This window comes from Labilithrix luteola (genome assembly GCF_001263205.1).
Classification (GTDB): Bacteria; Myxococcota_A; Polyangia; order Polyangiales; family Polyangiaceae; genus Labilithrix; species Labilithrix luteola.
On record NZ_CP012333.1, the window covers coordinates 7,522,099 to 7,548,682 of the forward strand.

Here is a 26,584-nt window from a genome sequence, read left to right on the forward strand (position 1 = left end):
GAGACTCCGTTATTCAGACTTCGCTCACTTGCACATCAGGACGATGCCGCGTGCAGTGACAGTGTCTTCTTGCACCCCGCGCTGCTCGCACGGCTCGTCCTCGCTCCAGTCCTTCCACTGATCGCGCTTGCCGTTGTTCGCCGCGTAGGTCTTCCAGAGGTCGTAGTTGCCGCCGTTCGAGGACCGGAAGACCGTGGGCTCCTTGCACACGCCGGTGGATTCGTTCTTGGTCTGCTCGTCCTGGGCGTAGTCGAGGACGATCTGCGCCATCGCCGACGTCGTCGAGTTCCAGCAGCAGGTCTTCGACTTGTTGTATTCGAGCTCACCGAAGACGCGGTCCTCGAGCTTCCGGTACTGCGCGTCCGCGTCGCTCTTCGACATCCCGAGCTTGTCGACCGCGTCGTAGAGAGCGAGGAAGCCTTCTTCGCGCTTGGTGCGGGCCGAGCAGCTCGCAGGGCGCTCACGGAGCGAGGTGCGGGCCGATTCGATGGTCGCGAGCGCCGCATCGCGCGCCGCCTCGGGGGTGTCTTCCGCGAGGAGCTGCGTGAAGCGCGCCGGGCGAGCGGAGATGGCGCTCAGGTTGTCGTCGCTGATGTAGACCGAGCGATCTTCGCCGGGGACGATGTTCGCCCAGCGGCCGTTCTGGAGGGCCGGCGTGCGCCAGCGACGGATGCCACCACCGAGCTTGGCGTAGGGGACGCCGTCGTAGCTGTTACCGACGCCGCCCGTGTTGTCGTTCTTGAAGTAGCCGGCGCTCGACGCCGTGTCTTCCCAGTTCGGCTGACGGCGCGGCATCGAACCGCTCGCGACGGTGACCTTCATCCGGCCGTCGGGCAGGGTGACCGACGACATGAGCGGGAGCGTGTGGCCGATGCCTTCGGCCTGGAAGCGTTCGACGAGGACGTCACCGACGTTCGTCGACTCCGGCGTGATGTGGAACATGTTCGCGCCGTCGGCGAGGTTCGTGCTTCCGAACATGCCGTCGAGGAGGATGAAGAGGTAGCCGGCGCGCTTGTTGAGGAACAGTTCGTCGAGGTAGGAGCCGGCACCGTCGTTGTCGCCGAGCTTCTTGTCGCCGACCGCCACGCCCGACTCACCGTCGTCGTTGCCGACGTGCCTGGTGCGGAGCGTCGGATCGCTCGGCCACGAGGAACCCGAGCGGAACGAGCTCTCGAAGTCGCGGTACTGCGTCTTGAACTTCGGGTAACCGGGGACCGCGTTGCCGTCGCGGTCGACGACGCCGAAGTGACCGAAGTAGATCGTACGGCCGTTGACCACGCCCGTCAGGTAGAAGGGCAGGTGGTACCAGGACGAGAACGTCATGCGCAGCCAGATGGCGACGTCGGCGCACTCGAGGACGGGGCCGTCCATCGTCTTGCCCCAGGGCGTCTCGATGCGGATGGTGTCTCCGTAGCGCTGGCCAGGGACCTTGGCGAAGCCTTCGATCCACTTGCGGTACTTCTCCTCCCAGGAGAGGCCGCTGTTCGCCGGCCAAGCGATGCCCGCCTTCTTCGCGTTCGCGGTGCTCTTGTCGGCCCAGGCGTTTTCGACCGCCCAGACTTCACCGTCCGAGTTCTTGGCAACCGGCCCCGGGATCACTTCGCTGACCGCGTCAGTCGATTGACCCGCCTCGCCAGTGCCATTCGTCGTCTCGTCTTCCTCCGTGGAGGCGCTCGAGCAACCCGTGATGGCGAGGACCGTACCCAACAGCGCCGAACCGAGGAGGAGTCGATTGAACATGTGTGGCTCGCTGTAGGTGCATGTCCGGGGCCAACGTCATGCGTTCTGTAAGTGTTTGAATTTGTGTACTGCGAGGCAGCCACGTGGCGAATTGCGATCCGCCTATGGATCATCCATCAACCACCGGGGGAGCGTCCTTTTGCGGTGCTCATGGATCCGGCGTCGTCGGAGTGGCGCCACGAGCCGACCCACTTTCGCAAGTTCGGTCAGGTCGGTGCGCGCTCGGGTGGGTAGGTTCTCGAGCGTCGTGACCAGCTCCAATGAAGACGCCTACTTCGCGCGATTCCGGCGGGTGCTCGAGCATGTCGACGAGCACCTCGACGAGGATCTGAGCGTCGAGCTGCTGGCGCGGGTCGCGGCGTTTTCGAAGTTCCACTTCCACCGCCAGTTTTCCCAGCTCTTCGGGCTCGGCGTCCTGCCTTACGTTCGGCTTCGACGCCTGAAGCGCGCGGCCTACCAGCTCGCCTTTCGAGGGCTTCATGGACGCGGGAGCCAGCCGGTCTCTGTCCTCACGATCGCACTCGGCGCCGGTTACGACGGCCCCGAGGCCTTCGCGCGTGCCTTCAAGAAGTGCTTCGGCGTGAGCCCCTCGGAGTTCCGGAAACGACCGCGATGGGACGTATGGGAAGCGACCTACGAGCCCGTCAGCCAACTGAGGAGAATGCACATGAAGCCCGTTCATCACGCAGACGACGTCCGCATCGTCGACTTTCCCGAAACCAAAGTGGCCGCCCTCGAGCACCGCGGAGATCCGGCCCGTCTCGGCGACTCCGTCCGCAGCTTCATCGCCTGGCGCAAGGCGAACGGCCCGTCACCACGCGTGAGCGCGACCTTCAACATCGCTCACAGCGATCCAGAGATGGAGGACAAGGAGAACTTCCGCTTCGACATCTGCGCGGCCACCTCCCGCGACGTCGCGCCCAACGACCAAGGCGTCGTGTCGAAGGTCATCGCCGGCGGTCGCTGCGCCGTCCTCCGCCACGTCGGCTCCGAGGACACGTTCCCCGAAAGCATCCGCTGGCTCTACGCCGAGTGGCTCCCTACGAGCGGCGAAGAACTCCGCGACGCCCCCCTCTTCTTCCAACGCGTAAGCTTCTTCCCCGATGTCCCGAACACGAAGCCATCACCGACGTGTTCCTACCGCTCCGATAAAGGGCTGCTACTTCGGTGGGACGGGGACGGGGAGTGCCTTGGTTGGGAGGCGGAAGATGAGGAACGTGCGCGTGTCGTTCACGGTCGTCGCGAGGAATGGATCGCCCGTAAAGCCCGGTGGGCGGTACCACATCCAACGAGCCTTCCCGTCGATGCCTTGGTTGTCGTGCGTCACGTCATGCTTGCACACGGGGAGGAAGACGTAGCCAGGCTTGCCTCTGAGATCGACGTCGCTCTCGTTGTCCTGACCGAAGGCGACGGTGCCGACCGCGTTGGGAGTGATGGGGCCGTCGACGCCGACCCAGCCTGCGCTCGTCGTCAGCGGGTCGCCCGTGCCGGCGTTGCATTTGGCGAGCTCTTGATTGACTGTCGCCTGGTCCGGTCCACCCTTGTTCGTCGGATAGGGTTTGCCGACCGCGCAGACTTGCCAATCGCCGCTGCCCGTATAAATCGGGTCGCCACCACGATGCTTGAACTGTCCGATCACTCCTTGTGTCGTTGCGTAGTCGGCCCATGAGACGACGTAGAGCCACGCGCCGGGAAGTGCCTCGCCGGACGGCACCGTATAGGCTTCGGGGCCGAGGCCAATCGGGCAGCTGAAGATCTCTTGCCACGATTGAGCGGGCGCATTTCGGTAATAGCTATTCACCGACGTTTCGTCACCCCAACCGAACGAATAGGCATTGTCGGCGGTGATGATGACGTCGACCGGCGTTGGCGGCGGGTCCGAAGCGAGCTCGACCGGCGGAGTTCCGGCTTCGACGAAGGTCGGCGGCGGGCCTGCCTCGGGCACATCGGTGCCGAACGACGTCCGGTCGTCGGACTGGCAGGCCTCGACGGCGAGGGCGAACAGCAGGAGCGTGCGCGGTTTCGATAGAATGCTCATGGTGTCTCCGGCAACGCGACTTCGAGCGGCGCAGGCGAATAGCCGTTGTTGAAGGTGCGACCGAGCTGGCCGCGAGTGCCATCGCCCCAGCAGAACACTCGCCCGTCGGCGAGCAGGGCGCACGACGACTTCATGGTGACGTCGACGGCGACGGCAGGGCCGGGAAGACCGAGCACCTTTACCGGCGCCAGAGCGACGGCCGTCGTTCCGTCGCCGGCTTGGCCTCGGTCGTTGTCGCCCCAACACCTCACATCACCGTCACGTCGAACCGCGCAGCCTCGTCCGAGCGGGCGCGGCCCCACCGTGGCGACATGAATGGCATCGTAGATTTCGAGCGCCTTCGGTGGTTCGAGCCGCGTGCCCCAGCAATAGACCTGACCGCCCGCGATCGCACACACCGCCGAACCGCCCGCGGACACGAAGCTCACGTTCGCGAGCTCGACGGGCGCGGGTGTCGGATCGGGCATGAACGACGATACGCGACCGAGCGACTCGTTCATTCCCCAGCTCAGTGCGGTACCGTCTTCGCGTAGCGCAAACGTCGCGCCGCCAAACCGTTCGATGCCTTCGCCGACCGCCACTCCGACGATCCGCGCGCCGGGCCCGAACGTGAGCTGGGCCGGACCGTAGACTCCGCCGTCGGCGCCGCCTGCCAAGGCATATCCCAGCTGCCCCGACCGCCAGTCGCGCCCGAAACAGGTCATCTTGTCATTCGCAAGAACCGCACAGGCAACGCTCCCGGCAGCGGCGATCTTCTTCGCCGGTGGGATTGGCAACGTGGTCGGCTGGGCGAGCGGAGTGTTGCCATCGGAGATCCCTGGAATGGCGAGTTGCCCCCAACACACGACCGAGCCGTCGTCACGGAGCGCGCAGCCGCGATCGAGCTCGGTCGCATGTTCGAGCCCGGGAACCACGTCGGGCAGCCCGAAGGCTGCGTTGGCCGGAGCGTCCGAGGGTCCACGACCGAGCTCCCCGCGCACGTTGCTTCCCCAACATGCCACTCTGCCGGTCGCGAGGCGTGCGCAGAACGCTTCCGAGACCGGCGTCACGGTTCCGTCGGCCGGGGCGCGGAGTGCGAGAGCGCACGCGCCCGTCCCCGGGCAAACGACGCTGGGAGGAGGCGAGGGGGCTGCGGCGTCTTCGGATACGACCTCGGCGCGCGAGGCGTCTTCGATCGCCGGCGGAGGCGAATCCACCGCGGCGTCGACGACGTCGTCGGGCGATGGCGAGACGCTCATTTGATCGAGCACACAGCTCGCGAGCGCAGTCGCGCAGGCGAGCGTCGCGACGGTGCGTTCAAGGTAGCGTGCGGTGCAATGCATAGGATTCTCCGGCGACCCACATGTTCTTTTCGCTCGTTCCGCTGATCGTCGTGAATCTCCTCAGCGTCGGTGTCTTGCCGTCGGCCGAGATCGTCGAATACGCCCAGGTCCCGCCGTCCACCATGTCTGGATTCGACATGAGCGTGGCATAGCCGCTCGCATAACGTGTCGGGCCGTCGGGGACCTGCCAGAGACTCTCCGTTCCGCTGGGCAGATAGCCGCGTTGCACCACGGAGATTCTGGTCGGCAGCATGCTTCCCTCCATGACGGCGGTCGTGTCCGAGAAAGCGACGAACGCCCCCGGCCCCGCCATGCTCGGCATCGTGAGAGGGGACGTGCGCACATAGCCTCTTCGCGCGAAACACGCTACTTGGCTATCCGGCGCTCCCGGAGTCTCGCGGGCCGCGAGTGTATCGACGAGCGTTGCCCATCCGGCGCTCGTGCGACGCGCGATATGGCTACAAATTGCGCGGCGACCGAAGAGCCAGATGTCGCTCGCGCTATTGCCGATGAGCGTGGAGAAGCGCACGGGCACGGGGGTAGCGTCCGGCCTGAGGATCTTGAGCTCTGCGTCGATGTTCGGCGATCGGTACTCGACGACCCATCCATCGACGCTGTCGCCGGCATCTCCCGCGTCGGCGTCCCCCGCATCAGGCGCGCCCGCGTCTCCCGCATCACCACCGTGATGGTAGATGCGTGTTTCCGTCGCGACGAAGAGCTCCGTTGCGTCGACGGCGAAGATCGACTGCACCGTGTCGTTCGTGAGGAGATCGATCTTCGTGAAAGACCAGCTGCCGTTCGTCTCGATGGCGTGAGCGAAATAGCCGTTCGTGCCTCCGAGCCACATCTCGTGGTCGTTCGGCGCCGCGAGGGCATAGAGCATTTGCTCGTCCTTCGTGGAGTCGTCCCACGGTTTTCCCGCGATGACGTTCCACTGGTTTCCGTCGAAGACGAGGGGCGTCGTTCGCCCAGCGATCCACGCGAGCGCGAACGCGCGCCGCTCGAGCGGTACCAGCGCGTAGAAGCGAATGGACGGATCCGGAACGCGCGTCGTGCACCACCCCGCGTCGCTGCACCACGCAACATCGACGTTAGCGTCGGCGTCTGGCGTCGAACCGTCATTCACGTCGCCCGCATCACCTGCGTCCGACGTCGGAGGTGGCACCAGGGGAGTGGATTCGGCCAGACCGCCATCGGCGACGGGAGGCGGAGGAGTCGATCCGTCTGCCACGCACGCGACGACGGCGCGCGCCGCCACTCCGGCGGCGAAGATCATCCAAAGACGACGACGCATGCTCAGCTTCCCTTCGCGGTTCGGAGCTCGAGAATGGACCGCTCGCCGGCGACGACGATGCGGCCTGGAAGAACGGTGACTGCGCGAAGCCTCGGCCGCACGCCTTGGAGACCCGCGATGGCGACTGTCGACCAGGTCGAGCCGTCGTAATGGAGGATCGTCGCCCCGTCGCCGACGACCCATACGTCGTCGGGCGCGACTGCCGCGATGGCATTCAGGTGATTGGTAACGGGGACGTCGACACGCTCCCAGCCGATCGTTGGCCCGCGATAACGCCTGACCGTTCCGACCGTCCCGACCGCCCAGATATCGTCGCCAGAGAGGACGGACACGCCGTTCAGCGAATTGTTCGTATGCGTGTCGAAGCGTTCGACGAGCGGCGTTTCGGACTCGGCCGCCGTGATGCGGTACGCACCGCCGAGATCCCCAACGGCCCAGAGCTCGTCTTTCGATATGCCATCGAGCGCGTTCATCGCGACGTTGAAGGCGATTCCGTTGATCGGGGTCGCGGTCAGTACGTCGTCACGGACCTCGAGACGGAACAAGGTCGTCGGCTGGCTCTGCTCTTCGAGCGCTGCCCAGACGCGGGCACTCCCGGGCGCCGACCAGAGATCGCGCAGCGCGTAGGGAGTCAGCGAGCTCGCGATCGTGGTCCAGCTCGACGGGCCGGCATCGGGTGCGCGATTGGTGTAAACAGCACGCATCGACGAGCCTAGCCAGGTCTCGTCGCCGGAGCGCGCGAGGACGGCGCCGAACGTCTCTCTCAGCGGCATCCGAACGGACGACCATGCGGTGCCGTCGAAGTGGACGACGGCCCCGAGCGAACCCGTGACCCATATATCGGATTCGGAGCGCGCCGAGATCGACAGCATGCTTTGCTGTGCTCCGAGCGAAATCGAGACCGGGCAGAACGCGCCCGGGGCGCACGTGTCTGGGAAGAGATCGCGGGCGGCCCCATCGGGCGTCGCGCCGGCGTCGCTCACGCTTGCTTCGTTCGTGCCGGCATCGTTCACGCCTCCTTCGGCGACGGGCGTGGGCGCGGGCGATGCTTTGGGGTCTTCGCTCGACGCACACGCGGCGAGGAGCGCGACCCAGGTACCGATCGCGATACGCCTCATTTCACACCTCCGCACGCCTCGACCGCGCAATGCCCCTCGACGCAGGGCTGGCCCGGGACGCCGTCGCAGACATGCCCGCACGCTCCACAGTTGGACGGATCCGAGCGGAGATTCGTCTCGCATCCGTCGGCAGCGACGCCGTTGCAGTCCGCTTTCGACTCCTGGCAACGGACGACGCAAAGGCCGCCGACGCACGCGCCGGCCGACGGACAAAGCATCCCGCAGCCGCCGCAGTTGGCCATGTCGCTCGTGATGTCGACGCAGCTGAGGTATTGGTCGCCGTCCCACCGGGGGCAGTTCACGTAGCCGTCGTCGCATCCGCAGCCGATCGTGCGTTCGGTGTTGCCGCCGAGTATGCGACGGCAGGTGTCTGGCGCCGTGCATTTGACATCGCAGGCGCCGCAGTGCTCGTTGTCCAGAGCTACGAGGTCGACCTCACACCCATCGTCGTGGCGGCCGTTGCAGTCCGCCCGGCCCTTGGCGCACTTCGAGCCACAGAGGCCGTTCCCGCAACCCCACGTCATGAAGGGCACGGGCTCATAATCGTCGGGAATGTGCTCGCTGCACGCGTAACCGCACGAGCCGCAATTGTTGTCGTCACTACGCTGATCGACGCATTGGCCGTTGCAGCGGACCTTTCCGGTCGGACAGCCGCGACACGTCCCGTCGCGGCACTCCTCGCCCTCGGCGCATTTGACGCCGCATGCACTGCAATTGGCCTCGTCCCACCCGAGGTAGGCTTCACAGCCATTGTCGGGAATGCCGTCACAGTCCCCTCGATCGGAGTTGCAGCGATATCCACATTTGCCGTCGACACAGATGGACTCGCCCGCGCCGCTCGGCAGCGAGGCTGGGCATTGAACGCCGCACGCTCCGCAGTTCGCGACGTCCTTCGAGAAGGTTATGTCGCAGGGGAACTTCGAATTGGCGCATGTCCCGAATCCTTCCTCGCACCGCGAGCTCGGGCACATCTCCGCGTGCGCGGCGTCAGCGTCAGCGTCGGCCGTCGATGCGTCGCCGAACACGAGCGGGCCCGACTCGCAGAATCCCGACGCGCAGTCGGCGCCGACCGAGACGTCACGCCGGGACGTCCCGCACGCGACGACGATGCCGAGGGACAAGGCCGTAATCGTCAAACTCACGAAGCGTTTCATGGCGTGCCCTCGGTGGATGCCGTTCCAGAAGATGCTGCACACGTCGACGCGACCCGCGCGCGAAGGGGACTCCCGCGATGCGTAGCGAGAAAGGCGTCGGCCTCACGCGACGCCTCGGTTTTTCGGCCCATTCGACAGAGCAAGACCACGCGCTCGACGGCGCGCTCGTCCGCGAGGACGCCCTGCGGGAACTCGCGCGCGTGCTCGTCGAGCAGACGTAGAGCCTCGCCGAGCTCGCCGGCGTTCGCGGCGAGGTTCGAGCGGCCGAGGAGGCGTGTCTCGCGGGCAAGCGCGTCCTCGGCGGGGGCGGCGCTCTTCACGGTCACCGTGCGTTTCACCGGCGCGGCCGTCGGGAGTGCGTCGATGCTGACGACGGGGACGCTCGGCGAAGGCTCTGCGCTCGGGGCGGCCGCAACGTTCGGAGCGACGACTGGGACTTGCGGTGCGCTCTCGACCTTCGACGACGGCGAAGCTGTCATGGTCGCAACGGCGCCCGTGAGCAGGAGCGCACCGAAGCCGATCCAGGCCCACGGACGCGACAGGAGACCTGCCCATGCTTTCGACTCACCCGCCGCGGAGGCGAGCGCCGGCGCGTAGAGCCGCGCGCGGATCCTCGCGTCCATGTCGCGACGATCATTGTCCGTCGGACCGTATTCGCCCGACAGTGGCGCGAAGAGCTCTTCGAGCATCGGATCGCGACCGTTCATTTGATTCTCCATCCGTCCCGCGCGTGGTGCCGCGCGAGCGCAGCCTGAATGCGCTCACGCGCAGCGCGGAGGCGCGTTGCCACCGTGTTGGGGTTGAGGTCGAGGATGGCGGCGATCTCCGCCATCGACTTGTGTTCGAACGCCGCGAGGACGAGGACGACGCGTTTCTCCGGGTCGAGAGAGTCGAGGAGCCGCTCGAGTAGACGAAGGTGCTCGCTCTCGGCGACGGAGTCTTCGGGGCCGCGCGCATCGGCGTCGGCGAATCCCTCGACGAGGGCCTCGTCGAGCTCGTTCTCCCCGGGCGCGGTCCGTCGTCGGCGCGTGCGGTGATGATGCAGCACCGTGCGCGCGACGATCGCGTAGAGCCAACCGCGGATCGCGTTTCGCGGCTCGTACTTCGGCAGCAGTGTGTGGACGGCGAGAAAGACGTCCTGGACGACGTCGGCGACCTCGCCCGGGCGAACACCGAGCCGGCGTGTGGTCCGCCAGACATAGTCGAAGTGCTCGGCGTAAACGACCTCGAACGCCGGCACAGCCTCGCCCGCAAGATCGGGGGCGTGCTCAGCGACGGCGGAGGCCCTGGGAACCACGGCTTGCATCCATCGTGATCATTCCCGCCGGGTCTGCCGGATTTTGGAAAATCTTCAAAGCACGTTCGCGCGAACTCCGAGGGCCATTCGCAGGGACGGAACCGACACGTCGTGGAGGCCAACGTTGTCGCTCGTCGTCGTGAGCACCACCCGTGGCACCGCGAATGCGAAGGCGGCATCCGCCCGCCCGAAGACGACGAGGGAGCGGGTCACCGCAAGCTCTGCCATGATGCCAACGCGGAGCGTGGGCCACAGAATCCGCGCGCTGCCTGGGTAGCGGATGCCTCGAGCCTCGATCTTCATCACCGTGGCGTCGACCTCGGTGCACGCCCCGACCACGATTCGCTTCCCGATTGGCGAGAAGCACCCGAAGAGCCCGGCGTCGACCACGTCGTAGACGAGCCGGGCGCTCGTCTCGGTCGCGTAGCGCTGTTCGCCCTGGGCCCAGATCGAGCCCGTGAGTCCGGCCTGCCAAAGGCCGAGCGTCCCAGCGACGACGAGCTCGGCGCCGAGCGTCGGCTTCGGCAGCGTGCCCGCATCGAGGATCGCGCCCGCGCCGAGGCTGAACCCCAGATGGTTGGCAGGCGTCGGTGCGGGGAGGGGCCGGACGATGCGCTCCGGCCGTGTCGTCGCCATCGGCTCGGTGCGCGAGCTCGGTTCGGTCGAGACGACCGCGTCCTCGGCGGGCCGGGGCTCCGGCTCGGGCGTGTCCTCGACCGTGGCCGCGGCGCGCGCACGAACGAGCGCAGCGGCCACGATGATCGCCGCCGCCTCGCCGATCGTCGTGCACGACGTCGACGACGCGGTCTTCGTCTCGGAGTCCTCACCTCGGTTCGTCGTGATGACGAGCGCATAGCCCCCTTTTTTCTCGACCTCGGCGACGACCTCGACACGCGACGAAGTGGCCACGTTCGCGCCGACGAGGCCGCGGATTCGCGCGAGAACCTGCTCACGCCCGGGACAGCCCGCCGGCGCTCGCCACGTGAATTCCAGCTCGTCTTCGGCCGCCGCCGACGTGCGCGGCGCGCACACGCCGAGCAGCCCGATGAACGCCGACAGCGCGCACAGGGCTGCCCGTGATCGCCCGCGACGAAGCACGTTGGCAAACTAGCGCTAGCGTCCCCGTTCGCGAAGCCCTTCGATGAGCCGCCGCTCGCTTCTCACGCCGTCCCTCGCCGCCCGCGGCGGCAAGCTCCCCAGAGCCCGGCGCGCAACGGTCGAGGTAGGGCCCAATGTCGGAAGGCCGAAAGACGGCCACACCGTTGCTAGTGCGGTCAGGCGTGGCCAGTCGGGTGGGCCAGGTCCTATCGTGCCATCGTGGATATCGATGCCTTCGTGGAGAACGTTGCGAGCGAACCGGAGCGGCGTCTGCGACATACGGTGTGGTGCACGCCTCCCGATGAACTGGCGAAGGCCGCAAGGCCAGGTGGGTTGAGGCTGACGGATCTGCTCGCGGCGCCCGGACGTCATGCGGAGGAGCGTGAGGTCACCTATCGCCACATTCTCGGTTCTCCCGCCAACGTGCGGGTGATCGATGCATGGGAGCAGCGATATCCGTCACACGTCCTGCCGACGGACCTCCGCCAGCTTTTGATGCGTATGAACGGCATCCATCTATGGGCGAATGCCGAGAGCGGTCGCGCGTATGCGGGGATAGCGCCGATTGAAGAGTGGGATTTGGCACGCACAGTCATGTACGGCGCTGAAGCCGATCCCGGTCTGGTCGCGGACCGATTCGTTGCGATTTCGTATCATCGCGATGGTGCGTCGTTCGTGGTCCTCGACGTCGAGTCTGGACGCTACTTCTTGATGGACACGGCAGGCCCAGACACCTCGACGCCCGTCGCGACCAGCGGGGCAGCACTCCTCGATTGGGTTTGGCGCAATCGAATCGCCCCGATCGGATGACTGACCTGCGACGAACGCCGCGCTCATCTGCCGTCAGTGTTCGTGGTAGCTCTCGCAATGTCGTGGTTCCGTTTCACCAAGGTGCTGGGAGTCGTTGATGTGGCTGGACGATCCGTCTTTTGTGCAAGTCGTGCAGGAACTTCGTGAGCTGACGCTCAAGGGGGCGGAGTTGTCGGAGTTGCTGGGACTGGCGAAGGCACGTGCGGGCAAGGGCAAGACGGTTCTGGCAATTGCGATGTTTCATCGAGCCTTTGACATTCCATTGGGGTTGCGATCGATCTGGGCGGATGGAGTGGGTTTGAGGTGGAGTTCGGCAATCCCGGGCGGACAGCCGGGGATTTGGATGCGGAGCATGGTGAATTGATTCGTGCGAATGTGCGACGACTCGTATCGGCGTAGGTATGGTGAATGGCGTAGAGAAGCCGCACCAAGTGCTTTTGCGGCTCCGCCAGCCGCGCTAGGATCGGCTGTGGCGCGCCGTAATATTCACGCTTCTCGAGAGTCGTAAGAATGACGCATTTGCTTGGTAGACTGGCTGGATTAATCGCCGTAGCGGTCGTGGTCTTGAGCGCTTGCTCGGACGCGACGCCCGACGGGATTGTGCCCAATTGTGACTCCACGAGCGGCGGAGAGGGGTGCCAGGGATTGCCAAAAGAGGACGCGTCGAAGGCGACAACCGGTTATCCCGAGGGGTGCACAGCGAGCGAAACCCGAGGTGGCAGGACATCCAAATGGGTCTGCGAGCGTTGGGCGACGGAGGGGCACACGACCTACGAATCGGTTCTGCCTCAGTAGCCCCGCTCAGACGCGGTTCCTCGGAACGCATTCACGACGCGAAGGAGCTGCACACACCTTTTCGTCGAAGATTCGTTCAATCGACCAGCTGCCTTCGCGGAGTTCCAAGGGGACATCATGAGAAGTCTTATGCGCCTTATGGATAGGCTGTTCGGGCAATGAATAACGTCATCCAAGAGCAGCACGCGGTTTGCAAGAAGTACGGCGCTCCGTGGGTAGAGGCGCCTCACCATCGGACTGTGGGAATCGCGCGCAACGTCCGCACAGGGCTGATGCCGCTCAACGGATTGCGCCATCCGCCGCAGGGAGATACATCGGGCTGGTACATCTGGGCTGGCGAAGAACTCTCCACAGCACCTGACTTCTTCGAACCACTCCACATTGCGCACCTTGCAGAGTGGTGTCCGGCGGCACTCAAGTTTCTCGGTCTTCCGCCACGTTGGCGGTTCCTTACAGCCGGCGATTACGAGGACGTGTGGGAGGACCTGAAGCTGCTTGACGTCTGAGGCAAAACCGAGAGCCTCAGCAGCAATGCGACGCGACTCGTCGTCCCCGTCACGAGCGAGGAGAAGCGGCCCGTCCACCTCCCCTCGCGAAGAACGCCGGGGCTAACCTCTCGGTGCTCGATTATCTCTCGTCCAAGTCGTCGAGGAGTTGGACCAGCCACTCAGCGAAAGATGGAGCAATTCGATCGGGCACTTGATGTGGTCCGCCCTCGTGGTCCCAGAAGACGATTGCACCCGCTTCCTCCGGTTTCGTCGTGATGCAATACAGGTTGCCTAAGCCGTCATTCTGCAATGGCACGAGCTCGACGGGAATAGGACAACCGACCTCCGTGCGCTCACTGATCGCTATCTTGACGAGCTCGAGGAACGTTGGCGTGTCGTCACCGAGTCCGAACAACTCTAAATGAGCCACTCTGAGATGGCCGAATCGCTTCAGGTACTCCCGATGCTGAGGCTGTCTTGGACGCCTAGTCCTTCTTGATGACCGTGAGTACGCGACGGCCGTCTTCGGTCGCCGCGAAGGTGAACGAGACGCGATCGCCGACGTCGATGCCCTGAAGCTGTTCCGGCGTTCGCGGCTCGAAGGACATGGTCATCGCCGCCATGTAACCGTCGATCTTGTCGTGCGCGATGTTGACGTACCTGCGTCCGTCACCGAACGATTTCACGACGCCACGCGTGCTGTAGGTCTCCGCCCCGCACGCGTACGCGTCCGACGTCCAGACGCGGGTGCCTACGGCTACCGCCGCGGCAAGGAGAACGACCGGAACGACGAACCTGGCGACCTTTGCAATGCTGCGCATGGGCGGGCTCATGCCACGTCCGCCACGACTCGGGGAGGCGACAAGTCGTCGCGCCCCCCCATCGAGTAGCGGCCGCGCTCGCGTCACGGGCTGCCGTGCTTGCCGCCCGTCTCGAGCATGTACTCGGCGATCTTGCGGAGCTTCGTGTCGCCCACGATGGCAAACGCGGGCATCTGGGGCGTGTCGGGGCGCTTCTTTCCGGGAGATCGTGCCCACGTCACGATCCCCTCCGGGCGCGCTTCGTAGAGCTTCGCGATCTCCGTGAGCGGCGGGCCGACGAGCTTGCGGTCGACCGCATGGCAACCGCTGCAGTTGTTCGTGAAGAGGACCTGTCCCTCGCTCACACCGGCGGCGGCGCGAACAACCCCCATCTCCGCGTCGTAGGCCGCTTGTTCGGAGTCGGCCAACCATTGCTCGGTCGCCCGCTGCATCTCGCGCTTGTGCTCGGCGAGAGCTGCGCCTCGGTACATCTGCCGGCCCATGGCCATGCAGACGACGGTCAGGGTAAGGCACGTCGCGATGAGTGGCAGGCGCTTTCCGACGTCGTCACCGCTCGCGATCTCTTTCCAGATCATCCAGACCGACGGAATCGCGAGGAGAGCGCCCATCAGAATGGCCGCGAGGACCGACGAATGCAGCCCCTTCGTCGGCAACGTGACGAGCACGACGGGACCGACGATGAATTGCGCGAGCGAGACCACGAACGCTACGGAGTAGAGCTCACGACGGATCCGCGCGCGTGTGAATCGCTCGAAGATCGCCTCGACTTCGGTCGATGCGCGGCCGAAGTACCAGACGCCGACGAGGCTCGTGAGGATGAGCGACGCGCAGAGGAAGTGGAAGTAGCGGGGGAAGACGTTGGGCAAGGTCAGCGCGCTCAGGAAACCGCGGACGTCGGTCCATCGCTCCGGGAACATCATGAGATTGACGTTGGCCAGGAAGACGAGCGGGATCGCGAGTAGCAGCGCCACTGCGAGCGCGAGGATGCCGATATGGACGCCTTTCCGATCGGCGAGACGGTCCCACGAGTACTTGTGGAGGTAGAGAAGCAAAAACGTCGTGGCGATGGCCGGCACGAGCAGGATCCACGCGGTGCCGGTCAGGGCGTTCGCCGTGTAGATGTGCATCGTATAGAGGACGTTGAGGAGCAGCAGCGGGGCCACCCCGAGGACGACCGCGAGGCTCTTGTTCACCGTGGTTGCCGTTGCGATGACGCGTGCAAGTCGGTCGTAGTCGCGCTCCCGCAAGCCGCGGATCTCGAAGCCGAGCACGAGCAACGAGCCGCCGACCATCAAGTTGACGAAGAGAATGTGCAGAACGAACGCGATGACGAGAAACAGCTCGAGGAAGCGGGCGTTCGCCGGGAGCGGCAAGGGGATGTCGCGAGGAATTGGTGTCGGAGACATGGTTTCGCGTTTCCAGGGGAAATAGGGATCAAGGCTGCGCGACGACGTCGCTACGTCGGACGCGCGGGGTGGTCGTCACACCGGTGCTTTGCGCGCCCTCGACGACGTCACGGTGCTCCTGCAATCGAGCGAGGTAAGCGCCGAGCGCACGTCGCTCTTCGAGGTTCCCCGGAAAGGGCGGCATGAACGGGCGAGCGTTGTGCATCACGCCGACGTAGCCGGCGATCGCATCGGCGTTCCACGGCTCGTCGCCATACATTCCATGGAGGACTCCGCGGACGCCGTTGACCCCGTCCACGGTATGGCAGCGGGTACAGGCGAGCACGAAGACCTCGCGTCCGGCGTCGATCTCGGTCTCGGGCGTGATCTGTCGGACGCTCGTGTACGTCGCGTGTGCGAGGAGACCGTCTCGCTGCAAGAGCGGATAATCCTCCTTACGAATACCGTTCGAGTACATGTAATCGGCAATGGCGTAGGGTTTGCGAACGAACTCGCGTACCCGCTCGAAGGTGCCGATGAGGACGACGGTGAGCAGGGCCGGCACGAGCAGTGCCCACGTTCGGAGCGAGCGCGCCTTCACGGAGCCCCAGATCGCAATGAGGGCGATGAGCAGGCACGCACCGCCCAGTACCCCGATCGCCGTTCGAGACCAGGCAACGAGCGCTTGCGTCGTCAGGGCGACCGCGACGTTCGGGGCCATCGCCGCGGGGACCCGGCGGGCATACCAGAGACCGCCGAATACGCACGGGAGCGCCCAGACGAGCATCCATCGCGAGATGGTGCGGATCGCGCGCGCGCGAAGCTCCGAGCCTCGCTCCGTGACACGCGGCAGGACGGCCAGTCCGAACGCGCCAGCCATGAGCATTGCGAGCGGTGTACGGAACGCGAGCTGCGGCAGGTACATCGGGTTGAGCATTCCGCTCAGCAGCGTCTTGTCGGAGCGCCACGATCCCGGATCCATCATGAATCCCAAGATCGAGACGATGAGCGCCATCGTCAGCCAGGACGCAACGGCGAGGGCGATACCGAGCCGGTTGTGAGCTCGCTTGCGCTTGCCGCTCCAGCTCTTCCAGCTCAGGTAGTAGGCGAGGATGAGCACGACCTCCGTGACGAAGACGAGCCACTCCGTGAACCAGGTCCAGAAGAAGACGCGGAGAAGGCTGCCGATGGCGTAGGGGTTCACGAGCGACGTCGAGAACCAGATGCCGACACCGGTGAGAGCGCCCACGGTCGTCGTGACGACGAAGAAAAAGGTCAGGATGCGATGCGCGAGTCGGTCCCAAGATTCGTCGCCGCTCGTGAGGCCTCGCCACTCGAGATAGACAACGAGCGGTATGCCCCCTACCGCCATGGCGTGATTGATGACGACGTGGAGGATCGCGATGATCGCGATGAGCATCCGATCGTTCAGGAAGTCGAGATGGAAGACGGGGAGGTCCATTTCGCGGACCTCCTTAGCGTCGGAATCATGCTCGGACAGGATGGCGAACCGTCGCGCGACACTTCACCACGCTGCCGCGTCGAAGCAGAGCTCACGACGGAACGACGAGAAAGTCGACGTACTCGCCGTGCGTGATGCAGTGCGCGTGGATGCGCACGAGATCGCCAGGGCGTACGTCGCTCGGTAGCTCGGCGATGTAGATCGTGTCCTTTCCGGAATCCGCACCAGGGGCGTCCCCTCGGGACGCGCGGTAGGCACCGTTGTCTCCCGGACGGGGATGTGGCCACGCCGAGAACCGACTCTCCCGCTCCTCGGCATCACCGGCGACGGCTTTACGAATTCGTATCCAATTGAACCAGTGGCCTTCGGGATTGGCTTGGGATGGAGCCGCGTTCGGGTGTGCGGCATAACCTTTTGAAGAGTCGCCCCACATCAGCGCGATGGCGCCCGCGGGGAACCGTGCACGCTCGAAGTTCGGAATGTAGGGGAGATGCTTTCCGAGATGCTTCGCGTCACCGTCGGGACCATTGATTGACGGGAGATAGCTCGCGGGGATCGCGCCTGCGTTGCCGCGTGCACGGTTGAACTCGATGGGATCCCATCCTGCCGGGCGTTCGCGAGGGACCGCGCGCGGATCGCCCGGCTTCGAGGGCTCTGCGGCTCGAGCCGCGCACGCGGAGGAGATGGGCGCGAGCACGAGAGCGCCAGTTGCGCGCGCCAGTCGGTCGAGGAAGGTCCGACGCGTCGTTCGGTCGTAGGGCGTAGGCATGCGAAGAGACGTCTGCCATGCTGCCGACGCGCGAGCGCGTGGCAAGTTGTCGCCCCCGAAAAGGGACATCGTGAGGTATCGCGCTCGCAAGCGCAGCCGCGTTCGGCAATTCTGGGGGGCGCGACGATCGGCCACGCCCGGAGGTGGGCTTGGCCGTTCTACGCTGGTTGGATGCAGCGTCGTCGACGCTCCCGCATCGCCATCGCCATCGCCATCGCCATCGCCATCGCCATGATGCTGTGCCTTGCGGCCGGAACGAGCTCGGCCGAGTCGTATCCAGGGGCACAGGCGCTCGAGACTCGCCTTTACGCGCCATGTTGCTACGGCAGCACGCTCGACATCCACGACTCCGATCTCGCGCGAGCGCTGCGCGGTGAGATCGAAACCAGGCTTGAACGGGGAGAGAGCGGCGAGGCGATTCAGGCGGACTTCGTGGCCCGCTACGGCGACAAGATCCTTGCGGCTCGGAGCGACGCGCCCATTCGTGCCATGGGGGTCGGCATTGCGCTGACGGCCCTTCTCCTCGCGGGAGCGCTCCTCGTCGTCGTTCGACGGTGGACGCGGCGCGCACGCACGCCTTCGGTCGAGGGCGGGGCCGCGAGCGTTACGACGCGAGACGCTTTCGACGATCGAATCGATGCGGAGCTCGCAGAGCTCGATTCGTGACTCTGCCTTGTCCTCGTCCGGTAGCTCGACGTCGCTCGGCGCGAAGACGCGAAGTTACTCCATGTCGCCTCCTACGGAGCTATTCCGTCGATGCGGAGTCCCCTCGATGGAGGGTTAGGCTTCGGGGGCGTGGCAGACCACTTCGATGTTGTGCCCGTCCGGAGCGATGACGAAAGCGGCATAGTAGTTCGCGTGGTAGTGCGGGCGCAGACCAGGCGCACCATTGTCTTTGCCACCTGCCTCCAGAGCCGCGCGATAGAAAGCCTCGACCTGCTGGCGATTCTCGGCCGTGAACGCCAAGTGAAGATGCGCCGGCTTCTCCGCGGTTTGGTACAGGCACAAGGATGCCTTGCCCTTTGGGCTAAGCTCGACACCGTACGTCGGTGACCCCTCCGAGACGACAGCTACGCCGAGCGGTTCGAGCGCCTTGAGGAAGAACGCCTTGCTCGCTGCATAGTCGCTGACTCCGAATTTGACGTGGTCAAACATAAGTTCTCCTGGCGCGTGTGGGCCTACGCGAGGCCCAACGTAATGTATCCCGCAGAACCGGCGGGCCAAGTTGGACTGCGATGGGAGAGATGTCCCTCAACTTTGACTGTCGGAGGCGGGCGGGGCGGATCTGACATACGGAAGGGGGATGCCGTGCTCGCTGAGGGGCGTCTCGTACACTTGAAGGATCCCCTCGAGCCGCTCTCTGAGTTCGCTGGCGGCGTCGTCGAGATCAGCATCACCCATCTGCGCTGCCCGTGCGGCGACGGACTTTGCCAGGCCTGCCAGGTACGAGAAGGAATCCCCTTGGATGGTGATGCCCGGAAATTTTCGTCCAGATAGTTGAACGACCGCCACGTTCCCGTGGCGCGCCAACACGTCAGCTGTCTCGGTCGTCATGCGTCCAATCCTACAGCGGCGTGAAGATGACGCACGGCCGACCAGTCGAGAGCCTCATTGACACCCCGTGGGCGACTGACTAACGGCTTCTCTCGCTATCGGTGCACGAGGGGCTTTGCTTCTCGTGATTAAAAGGGAACCCGGTTGAAGTCCGGGACTGCCCCGCAGCGGTAATCGGGAACGAACGTCACCAAAGAGCACTGGGCTCCGGCCTGGGAAGCGGTGGCAAGTAGGTCGGCTCAGAGCTTCGGCAAAGAGCCAACGCCCGTAAGTCCGAAAACCTGCCGAGAGTGCGTGTGTCGACTGGGCACGCGCTTCTGACGGGCCTTCGTGGGGAAGGCGTGGCAGGTCGCAACATGACGAGTCTCGCATCTCTGGAGATCGAGCTCGTGTGTTCTCGCTCCGCTTCTCTACTCCACGACGGCTCGCTTCATCGCGGGACGAGGAGCGGCGAGATGGTGACGACGAGATTCGGCTGGCGGAGCGCACTCGTGTGCCTTCCGCTCTTGGCATGCACGAGCAGTGAGAGCAATGGCTCCTCCGTGACGGACGCGGGCGCCACGAATGGCGAGGACGCTTCGACGCCGAGCACCGACAGCGGTGCGAAGCCCGACGCGAGCGAGCCCATCAAGGACGCCGGCGCTTCCGACGCGGGCGCCTCGGACGGCGAAGCCGAAGCCCCGATGACCTGCACGGGAAGCGGAGAGCTCGCGATCACGGGCAAGTACGTCGAGGCCGACGGGACCCAGCACTGGCTGACCAAGACCGCGACGGCCACTACCTACGTGCGCGTTCCGAGCGGCGCCGCCGACAACACGAGGCCGCCGACGCTCTGGAAGATCACGCGCGTCTGCTCGAACGAGAAGGCGTTCCTTGTGGCGTCGCCGACCGGCACGTTCGCACGCGTCGAATGGATGCAAGACACCAAGGGGCTCTCGCTCTGCGTTGCGGCCACCGAAATGGCGGACGAGAACGCTGCGCTGTCGGCGCCGAAGTCCGCGCCGATCACGGCCACGGGATGCAAGGGCGCGGCCTGGGCTCTCGTCACCACGAAGGCAGGTGCAAAATGAAATCGATGCATCGATCCATGCGCTGGCTGACGGCCCTCCTCATGAGCGCGAGCCTCGGCGTCGTTGCCCGTGACGCACGCGCCGACGCTTACTCGGAGTACGCCACCAAGGGTTCATACAACCTGACGCTGCCGCCGCGTACGTCGGGCTTCGCTACGTTGTTCGGTACGTTCAGCCCGAACACCAACGTCGTGATCGAGGGCTATGCACTTCGCGGGCGTCTCTTCGCCGTCGACGGCGATACGATCTGGTTGCAGAAGAACTTCGGCTCGAGCGTGTGGATGAAGGTCGCGACGGCGACCGAGAGCATGGACCCAACCTTCCTCCACATGTCGCCCAACGGTACGACGTTCGCGCTCGGCACCGGCTATGAGCAGCCGATGTACATCGGTTCGACCACCATCTTCAGCGTGAAGAATCCGCCGAACGTCTCGAAGACTGCAGGCGTGAAGAAGATCCCGGCGAACTACTACGATGCTGCGTGGCGCGACAACCGCTACCTGTTCGTCAATGCCGGCGACTTCGTGGCGGGAAGCAAGATCTACGCAATTGACACGACGCTCGAACATCCTGAAACAGGATTCATCGACATCATTCCGGATGTCCCGGGTGCGTCAGGCAGCGTTGCGTTCGATCACGACGGCAACCTGATCACCGGCAACGGTCTTGCGTATGCAGGGACGAGCAGGACGGGCGAGGTGAAAATCTGGTCGGCGGCGGACATCACCGCTGCGCTCGCTGGAACCTCACTGCCCTACGTGACATCGGGGCATGTCCTCGCCGAATCGATCCTCAGCGCGTCGCCGCTTGGTGTCGACGGAGACGGCAACGTCTTCGTTGGCGGCGGTGATGCCTTCGGGGGAACGCACGACATGGGCTATGCCGTGCTCATCAACCACGGGGTCGTCACACGCGTGCTCGCGGGAGGAGCGCCGGTCGACGAGTCGAACGCCGCTGAGTACACGGAGATTGCGCCCGATCCGTGCCGCAACGACGACGCGACGCGCGTCCAATATGTCGATTCGCTCAAGATGCTGGTGGTGACGGCGAACATGCAGTCTCAGCCGCCGAACTGCGCGCCCTTCGACAACAGCGGAAATTCGGGCACGGGCACCATTCAGCTCTACTTCCCGAAGGACGCGCCCGACACCGACGGCGACGGCATTCCGGACGGCGCCGACAACGCCTACCTGACGCCGAACCCTGATCAGACGGACTCGGACGGTGACGGCTTCGGCGACGTCGCGGACGCGGACTTCGACAACGACGGTGACGTCGACGAAGACGACCTCGCGATCTTCGTCGCTGCCTTCGAAGCCGCAAAGGCGGACGCGAACTACGACAAGAACGTCGACCTCGACCAGAACGGCAAGATCGACTTCGCCGACTTCGCCGAATTCCAGAAGCGCTGGGGCACGTCCGCCCCGTTCTACTGAGCGAAGAGGAGAGGAGCCGTCTCGGGCCTGGCGTTCACGTTCAGGCCCGAGGCGCGAGTTGCGCGTTGACAGCTCCGCGTGCTGCGGGTAACCGAGAGGACGCTATCGGTGCCTGACGGCTTCGGCTGTCGGGATTAAAAGGGAACCCCGGTGTAAGTCCGGGACTGCCCCGCAGCGGTAATCGGGAACGAACGTCACCAACGAAGCACTGGGCCAGACAGCGCCTGGGAAGCGGTGACCAGTAGGAACTCAAGCGTCGGCGGAAACGACGACACTTGAAGAGCCCGGGAGTCCGAACACCTGCCGAGAGTGCGTGTGACGATGTCGTCACGCGCTTCGGACGAGCCTTCGACGGGAAGGCGCGGACGGCTCGACTCTCGTTCGATGCGTATCTCGCATCGAGCATTGAGCACCGAGCGTTCCCCGCCGCCCTTCGTGACTCGTCCACCACGAGGAGCAAGGCGCATGTTCAAGGCAGGGGTAAGACGTATCGGCGTCGGCGTGACGATGCTCGGTGCGTTGGTGTTCGCGGCGTGCGGCGGCGATACGCAGAGCTTGAATCCGCTCGACGGTGGGACGAACGCCCTCGAGGATGCGTCGGCACCAACGAAGGACGCCGGCGGCAAAGACTCAGCCGTCGAAGACGCGGGAGGCAAGGACGCGGGCGGTGACGCTGCGGTGGTGCCGCTCTCGTGCACCGGCAACTCCGCCCTCGACATCGTGGGCAATTACGTGGCGGGCGATGGCGCCCAGCACTGGATTCGCAAGACGGCGACGGCCACGACATACACGCGTGTGCCGGCAGGCAAGGCGGACAACGCCAAGCCGCCGACGCTCTGGAAGATCTCCCAGGTCTGCTCGGATCAGAAGGCCTTCATTGCCACGAGCCCGACGGGCAAGTTCGCACGCATCGACTGGACGGGCACGGCTTCGGCTCTGCAGCTCTGCGTGCCCATCGAAGAGGCCGCGAGCGTGGCAGACGTACTCGCCATCGGCGCGACCACCCCGGGTTCGCCCACGGGGTGTCAGGGCAAAGCCTGGACGACGCTGACCGCGAAGGACGGTGGACTATGAAGACGACCAATCGCTTCGTGCGATGGCTGAGTGCGGCGTTCCTCGTGACCAGCATCGGCACGGTGGCGCGTGATGCGAGCGCCGACGACTTCGCGGATTACTCCACGCGGCCCACCTTTGCGCTGAAGCCTCCCGTCACGACGACGCCGGGCTTCGGCACGCTGTACGGCACGTTCAGCTCGAAAACCGATGTGGTCGTCGACGGCTATACCCTCAAGGGGCGCATCTTCGCGGTCGACGGCGGAACGATCTGGTTGCAGAAGAACTACGGTGCGAGCGTCTGGGTCAAGATCGCAAGCTCGGCTCGGCACATGGACCCGAGCTTCGCGCGCGTCACGCCCGATGGAAAGACGTTCGCGATCGGTACCCAATCGGGCAGTCCGATCTTCATCGGCGCGACGAGCCTCTTCAGCGTGAAGTCCCCGCCGGAGCTCTCGACCGTCACGGGTGTGAAGTCCGTGATCGCGCAGTTCTATGACGGCGTTTGGCGTGACAATCGATATCTGTTCATCAACGCCGGCGCCGCGAATGGCAGCACGGTTTACGCCATCGACGCGTCCCTTGCCGATCCGGCGAGTGCCTTCATCCCCATTCTTCCGGATATCCCCGGTGCGTCGAGCGGCCTGGCGTTCGACAAGTCCGGTAACTTCATCACCGGAAACGGTTACACGTACGCCGGTGACGTCTCGCGTACCGGGCAGCTGAAGATCTGGTCGGCGGCCGACATTGCCGCAGCTCTCGCAGGCACACCGCTTTCGTATCTCAACTCCGGGCACGTCCTGGCGGACTCGATTCTCAGTGCCGCGTACCTGGGCGTCGACGCGAACAACAACCTGTACGTCGGTGGCGGTGGTCGCTTCGATACGGGTGACGTTGGTTATGCCGGACTCGTCAGCGGCACTGTGATTACGCGTGTTCTCGCGGGCGGTGCTCCCGTCAACAAGGCGAGCTCGACCGAGTACACCGAGATCGCGCCCGATCCCTGCCGAAATGACGACACCACGCAGGTCACGTACGTCGAAGAGCTCAAGATGGCGATCGTGACCGCCAAGATGACGAGCAAGCCGCCGAACTGTGCCGAATTCGACGACTACGACGATCCGACCAACACGGCCGTCCAGCTCTACTTCGCGCCGGATGCACCCGACACCGACGGCGATGGCATTCCCGACGGCGCCGACAACGCGTGGCTCACGCCGAATCCGGATCAGACCGACTCCGACGGTGACGGCTTCGGTGACGTGGCGGATGCCGACTTCAACAACGACGACGTCGTCGACGACAAGGATCTCTCGATCTTCGTCGATACGTATCTCGCCACCAAGACGGACCCGAACTTCGACGCGCGTCCCGACTTCGACGGCAACGGCAAGATCGACGACGCGGACTACGCCGTGTTCCTGAAGTACTGGGGCAAGGCAGCTCCCTTCTACTGAACCAATTCGGACATTCTCTCGATGCAGTACCGTTCCGCCATTCTTCGTCGTCTTCGCGTCACCGCTGCGCTGGTCCTCGTGACCGGCGCCGTGGTGGCGGCGTGTGGCGGTAAAATCGAGAACCTCTCGCAGCCCGATGAGGCATGTCTTCTCGGTCCTTGCGATACCCCGGTGGATGGCGGCTCCGAAGACGTTGTCGTCCCGTCCGATGCCTCTCGACCGGACAGCGGTGCGGTCGATGCGTCTCGGCCGGACAGCGGAGGCGAGCTCGACGGAGGCGCATGCGCGGCCGGCCCCGGAGCGCGCTTCGCCACCTCGGTCGTCGATTGGCACTTCGGCACCGGTCAGGATTTCAATCAAAAGACCGGTTTCCCCGAGGCCATTTTCGGCCCTCCGGATGCCAACAACCCGTTCTCGGTCGTCTCGCTCGGCAACGGCGGCTGGGTAATCGTCGCGTTCGAGGGCAATGCCATCGTCGATGGCCCGGGCGTCGACTTCACGGTCTTCGAGAATCCGCTCCCGAACTTCAAGGAGCTCGCGACCGTCGCCGTCAGCGACGACGGCGTCACCTGGCACGAGTTTCCGTGCACCGCGATCAAAGGACCGGATTACGGGTATTGCGCCGGCGTGGGCATCGTCTATTCGTCGCGCACGAACGGTATCGACCCGCTCGACCCCGCGGTCTCGGGCGGCGATCATTACGATCTTGCCGATCTCGGGATCACGAGAGCTCGGTACGTGCGCATCACCGACCGCGTCGACCTCGACGGTGTCGATGGCGTCTTCGATCTCGATGCCGTTGCCATCGTCAACGCCGAGTGCCCGTGAATCACGTTTCGTGATCGCACTCGATAAATCTTCGTTCGTAGTACCAGAATAGCCTTCTTGCGCTTCTGATTCGCGAAGCCTGGGCCCTTTGCGCTCGTCGAGTGCAAAGGCGAACAAGCGTCGTGCGTCGTCGTCTCTCGTCGTTCCACCGCCTTTCGCGCGGCGGCCGCGTGACGCTCTCGGAAGTCTCGACAGTCTTCAGCGTGCTGTCGCGTGTGGGCCTTTTCCAGGATTGCGAGTTTTACCCATGCGCAAAGTTCATGCACTCTTCGGCATTCTCTCGAACGTTGCACTCGTCCTTCTCGCGGGATGCGGCAGCGAGAGCGGAGCTCCCGAATCACAAGCGGCGATCGGACGAGGTGAGTCCGATTCGACTTCGAGCGACTCCTCTCCGAGCCAGCGGCAGGAGGCGCAGCGTATCGGCATCGCGGCCGATGCTCCCGATGGATTGTTCACGAGGCCGGCGAATCTCGATGCTTCGAAGTTCGACTTGCCCCGAACCACCGGCTGGACGGAGATCAACACTCTGCCTTCGGTGACCACCGCCTACAGCTTCGCGCTCGGCGTCAACGACACCGACAGCTCCGCTCGCCTCGGCTTCATGTTCGCGGACGTCACCTACCGCGCGTCGCTCATCGCGCAGGGCGTGCTCTGGGACGGCGGCAACAGCTACTCCGGCGCCAATGCCATCGCCATCTACAATCTCCAGGGCACGGGCGCATCGGCGACGTGGACTCCCTATCAGGGCCGCGTCACGCCGCAGACCTACGGGTATTCGGAGCTCGTCTACGATAGCGGTAGCTCGTTCTACACCACGAACTACAACGCCTTCGGCGGGCTCATCTCGGTCATCAAAGACGGCGGCAAAGGCGTCTGGGCCCTCACGCCCGCCTATACCGGCTCGCGCGCGCACAGCGTGGCCTTCAACAACCACGTGCTCTACGCGCTCGCCGCCCAATCGGGTGTGGGCCTCACGCTGTCGACCACGCCGATTTCGAGCTTCGGCAATCTGAACAATCTCTGGACGAATCTCGCGACCGTCGAGACCACCGCGTCGAACGCAACGCTTCCCAAGTTGATCAACGCGGGCGGAACGCTGGTCGGTGCGTACATCGTTGGGGGTAACGCCAAAGTCCGCGCGACCGCGAGCCCGTCGACCGTCACCACTGCGAGCGCGTTCACGGACATCGGCGGTTGCACGGGAGCAACCAAGGTCGACGTCGCCTACGCGAACAGCCTGCTCTACGTCGGTTGTGTCAGCTCCACCGGCGTGCTCACGGTGAAGTCGGCCAACATTTCGAATCCGAGCTCGGTCAGCTGGTCGACCGTCACGACCGGCGTGTCGGGCGCGGTCAGCGACATCGATCTCTCGGGCCTCGGAACCTCGATTTCACTCGCGGTTCGTCAGGGAACTTCGGTTCGCGTCTTCACGTCCGTGACGGATACGACGCCTTCGTACGACGAGGTGATTGCGGGCCAGTTCGACCTCCTGAATTCGTCGCAAGGCCTCGTGCTCTCGGTGTGCGATCTCGCGGGCACCACCAAGCAAGTGCGCACCTTCGTCCACTGATCGAGTCGTTTGCTTTGGCACGGAG

General features: G+C 64.8%; 26 protein-coding genes, 1 pseudogene and 2 riboswitches. Of the genes and pseudogenes, 11 read left to right on the forward strand and 16 right to left on the reverse strand.

Features of this window, described 5'->3' with window-relative positions:
• Positions 1–24: 24 nt before the first annotated feature.
• Positions 25–1,740, reverse strand: a complete 1,716-nt coding sequence (locus tag AKJ09_RS32650; protein ID WP_146651772.1) for a hypothetical protein — start codon at positions 1,738–1,740, stop codon at positions 25–27.
• 247 nt (positions 1,741–1,987) lie between these two features.
• Between AKJ09_RS32650 and AKJ09_RS56375 the strand changes: the two are divergent.
• Positions 1,988–2,892: pseudogene (locus AKJ09_RS56375) on the forward strand (AraC family transcriptional regulator).
• Positions 2,893–2,899: 7 nt separating this feature from the next.
• Here AKJ09_RS56375 and AKJ09_RS55125 read toward each other — a convergent pair.
• The 8 genes from AKJ09_RS55125 to AKJ09_RS32695 are packed head-to-tail and all read right to left on the reverse strand — an operon-like array spanning position 2,900 to position 11,061.
• Positions 2,900–3,778, reverse strand: coding sequence for a hypothetical protein (locus AKJ09_RS55125; protein WP_146651773.1), 879 nt, complete (start codon positions 3,776–3,778; stop codon positions 2,900–2,902).
• Complete coding sequence (locus tag AKJ09_RS32665) at positions 3,775–5,016, reverse strand: RCC1 domain-containing protein (RefSeq protein ID WP_169928054.1); 1,242 nt, start codon at positions 5,014–5,016, stop codon at positions 3,775–3,777. The genes AKJ09_RS55125 and AKJ09_RS32665 overlap by 4 nt, the downstream gene beginning before the upstream one ends.
• Positions 5,017–5,074: 58 nt before the next feature.
• On the reverse strand, positions 5,075–6,394 hold the full coding sequence (locus AKJ09_RS32670) for a hypothetical protein (RefSeq protein ID WP_146651775.1): 1,320 nt from the start codon (positions 6,392–6,394) through the stop codon (positions 5,075–5,077).
• A gap of 2 nt (positions 6,395–6,396) precedes the next feature.
• The gene (locus AKJ09_RS32675) at positions 6,397–7,512 is read right to left on the reverse strand and encodes a WD40/YVTN/BNR-like repeat-containing protein (protein WP_146651776.1); all 1,116 of its coding nucleotides are present in this window, start codon (positions 7,510–7,512) and stop codon (positions 6,397–6,399) included.
• Complete coding sequence (locus tag AKJ09_RS32680) at positions 7,509–8,666, reverse strand: hypothetical protein (protein WP_146651777.1); 1,158 nt, start codon at positions 8,664–8,666, stop codon at positions 7,509–7,511. Before AKJ09_RS32680 ends, AKJ09_RS32675 begins: the two co-directional genes overlap by 4 nt.
• Positions 8,663–9,373, reverse strand: a complete 711-nt coding sequence (locus tag AKJ09_RS32685) for a hypothetical protein (protein WP_146651778.1) — start codon at positions 9,371–9,373, stop codon at positions 8,663–8,665. Before AKJ09_RS32685 ends, AKJ09_RS32680 begins: the two co-directional genes overlap by 4 nt.
• Positions 9,370–9,963: an RNA polymerase sigma factor gene (locus tag AKJ09_RS32690; RefSeq protein WP_169928055.1), complete on the reverse strand. Its 594-nt coding sequence runs from the start codon at positions 9,961–9,963 to the stop codon at positions 9,370–9,372. The genes AKJ09_RS32685 and AKJ09_RS32690 overlap by 4 nt, the downstream gene beginning before the upstream one ends.
• Before the next feature lie 54 nt (positions 9,964–10,017).
• Positions 10,018–11,061 carry a hypothetical protein gene (locus tag AKJ09_RS32695; RefSeq protein WP_146651780.1) on the reverse strand — a complete coding sequence of 348 codons (1,044 nt, stop codon included), beginning with the start codon at positions 11,059–11,061 and terminating at the stop codon, positions 10,018–10,020.
• A 219-nt stretch (positions 11,062–11,280) separates the two neighbouring features.
• Here AKJ09_RS32695 and AKJ09_RS32700 point away from each other — a divergent pair, with 219 nt between their 5' ends.
• The 3 genes from AKJ09_RS32700 to AKJ09_RS32710 all read left to right on the forward strand — a co-directional run bounded on the left by AKJ09_RS32700 (position 11,281) and on the right by AKJ09_RS32710 (position 13,172).
• A complete protein-coding gene (locus tag AKJ09_RS32700) occupies positions 11,281–11,871 on the forward strand; it encodes an SMI1/KNR4 family protein (protein ID WP_146651781.1) in 591 nt (196 codons plus the stop codon).
• A 97-nt stretch (positions 11,872–11,968) separates the two neighbouring features.
• Positions 11,969–12,235, forward strand: coding sequence for a hypothetical protein (locus AKJ09_RS32705; RefSeq protein ID WP_146651782.1), 267 nt, complete (start codon positions 11,969–11,971; stop codon positions 12,233–12,235).
• Between the two features lie 589 nt (positions 12,236–12,824).
• Complete coding sequence (locus tag AKJ09_RS32710) at positions 12,825–13,172, forward strand: immunity protein Imm33 domain-containing protein (RefSeq protein ID WP_146651783.1); 348 nt, start codon at positions 12,825–12,827, stop codon at positions 13,170–13,172.
• A gap of 121 nt (positions 13,173–13,293) precedes the next feature.
• On the opposite strand, the gene AKJ09_RS56380 is transcribed toward AKJ09_RS32710, so the two are convergent.
• The 5 genes from AKJ09_RS56380 to AKJ09_RS32735 form a co-directional block, all read right to left on the reverse strand.
• Positions 13,294–13,710 (reverse strand): SMI1/KNR4 family protein, encoded by a 417-nt coding sequence (locus AKJ09_RS56380; RefSeq protein WP_420814287.1) that lies wholly within the window; start codon positions 13,708–13,710, stop codon positions 13,294–13,296.
• Positions 13,640–13,975, reverse strand: a complete 336-nt coding sequence (locus AKJ09_RS32720) for a copper-binding protein (protein ID WP_169928056.1) — start codon at positions 13,973–13,975, stop codon at positions 13,640–13,642. The genes AKJ09_RS56380 and AKJ09_RS32720 overlap by 71 nt, the downstream gene beginning before the upstream one ends.
• 83 nt (positions 13,976–14,058) lie before the next feature.
• Positions 14,059–15,381 (reverse strand): c-type cytochrome, encoded by a 1,323-nt coding sequence (locus tag AKJ09_RS32725; protein ID WP_146651785.1) that lies wholly within the window; start codon positions 15,379–15,381, stop codon positions 14,059–14,061.
• A gap of 28 nt (positions 15,382–15,409) precedes the next feature.
• A complete protein-coding gene (locus AKJ09_RS32730; RefSeq protein ID WP_146651786.1) occupies positions 15,410–16,822 on the reverse strand; it encodes a c-type cytochrome in 1,413 nt (470 codons plus the stop codon).
• Positions 16,823–16,913: 91 nt separating this feature from the next.
• Positions 16,914–17,591, reverse strand: coding sequence for a hypothetical protein (locus tag AKJ09_RS32735; protein ID WP_146651787.1), 678 nt, complete (start codon positions 17,589–17,591; stop codon positions 16,914–16,916).
• Between the two features lie 171 nt (positions 17,592–17,762).
• Between AKJ09_RS32735 and AKJ09_RS32740 the strand changes: the two genes are divergently transcribed.
• Positions 17,763–18,257 (forward strand): cytochrome c-type biogenesis protein, encoded by a 495-nt coding sequence (locus AKJ09_RS32740; protein ID WP_146651788.1) that lies wholly within the window; start codon positions 17,763–17,765, stop codon positions 18,255–18,257.
• 114 nt (positions 18,258–18,371) lie between these two features.
• Here the strand turns inward: AKJ09_RS32740 and AKJ09_RS32745 are convergent, their stop codons facing one another.
• Both AKJ09_RS32745 and AKJ09_RS32750 read right to left on the reverse strand, forming a co-directional pair.
• Positions 18,372–18,746 (reverse strand): VOC family protein, encoded by a 375-nt coding sequence (locus tag AKJ09_RS32745; RefSeq protein WP_146651789.1) that lies wholly within the window; start codon positions 18,744–18,746, stop codon positions 18,372–18,374.
• Positions 18,747–18,842: 96 nt separating this feature from the next.
• Positions 18,843–19,145, reverse strand: a complete 303-nt coding sequence (locus AKJ09_RS32750) for a DUF6959 family protein (protein ID WP_146651790.1) — start codon at positions 19,143–19,145, stop codon at positions 18,843–18,845.
• Between the two features lie 82 nt (positions 19,146–19,227).
• A riboswitch (cobalamin riboswitch) is annotated at positions 19,228–19,448 on the forward strand.
• A 152-nt stretch (positions 19,449–19,600) separates the two neighbouring features.
• Between AKJ09_RS32750 and AKJ09_RS32755 the strand changes: the two genes are divergently transcribed.
• From AKJ09_RS32755 to AKJ09_RS32780, 6 genes are all read left to right on the forward strand, one after another.
• Entirely contained in the window at positions 19,601–20,215 is a 615-nt protein-coding gene (locus AKJ09_RS32755; protein ID WP_146651791.1) for a hypothetical protein, read from the forward strand.
• A gap of 5 nt (positions 20,216–20,220) precedes the next feature.
• Positions 20,221–21,651: a hypothetical protein gene (locus tag AKJ09_RS32760; protein WP_146651792.1), complete on the forward strand. Its 1,431-nt coding sequence runs from the start codon at positions 20,221–20,223 to the stop codon at positions 21,649–21,651.
• An 89-nt stretch (positions 21,652–21,740) separates the two neighbouring features.
• Positions 21,741–21,973: riboswitch (cobalamin riboswitch) on the forward strand.
• Between the two features lie 143 nt (positions 21,974–22,116).
• Positions 22,117–22,725: a hypothetical protein gene (locus AKJ09_RS32765; RefSeq protein WP_146651793.1), complete on the forward strand. Its 609-nt coding sequence runs from the start codon at positions 22,117–22,119 to the stop codon at positions 22,723–22,725.
• The gene (locus AKJ09_RS32770) at positions 22,722–24,161 is read left to right on the forward strand and encodes a hypothetical protein (protein ID WP_146651794.1); all 1,440 of its coding nucleotides are present in this window, start codon (positions 22,722–22,724) and stop codon (positions 24,159–24,161) included. Before AKJ09_RS32765 ends, AKJ09_RS32770 begins: the two co-directional genes overlap by 4 nt.
• A gap of 21 nt (positions 24,162–24,182) precedes the next feature.
• On the forward strand, positions 24,183–24,989 hold the full coding sequence (locus tag AKJ09_RS54450) for a hypothetical protein (RefSeq protein ID WP_205633872.1): 807 nt from the start codon (positions 24,183–24,185) through the stop codon (positions 24,987–24,989).
• Positions 24,990–25,236: 247 nt separating this feature from the next.
• Entirely contained in the window at positions 25,237–26,559 is a 1,323-nt protein-coding gene (locus AKJ09_RS32780) for a hypothetical protein (protein ID WP_146651795.1), read from the forward strand.
• Positions 26,560–26,584 lie beyond the last annotated feature (25 nt).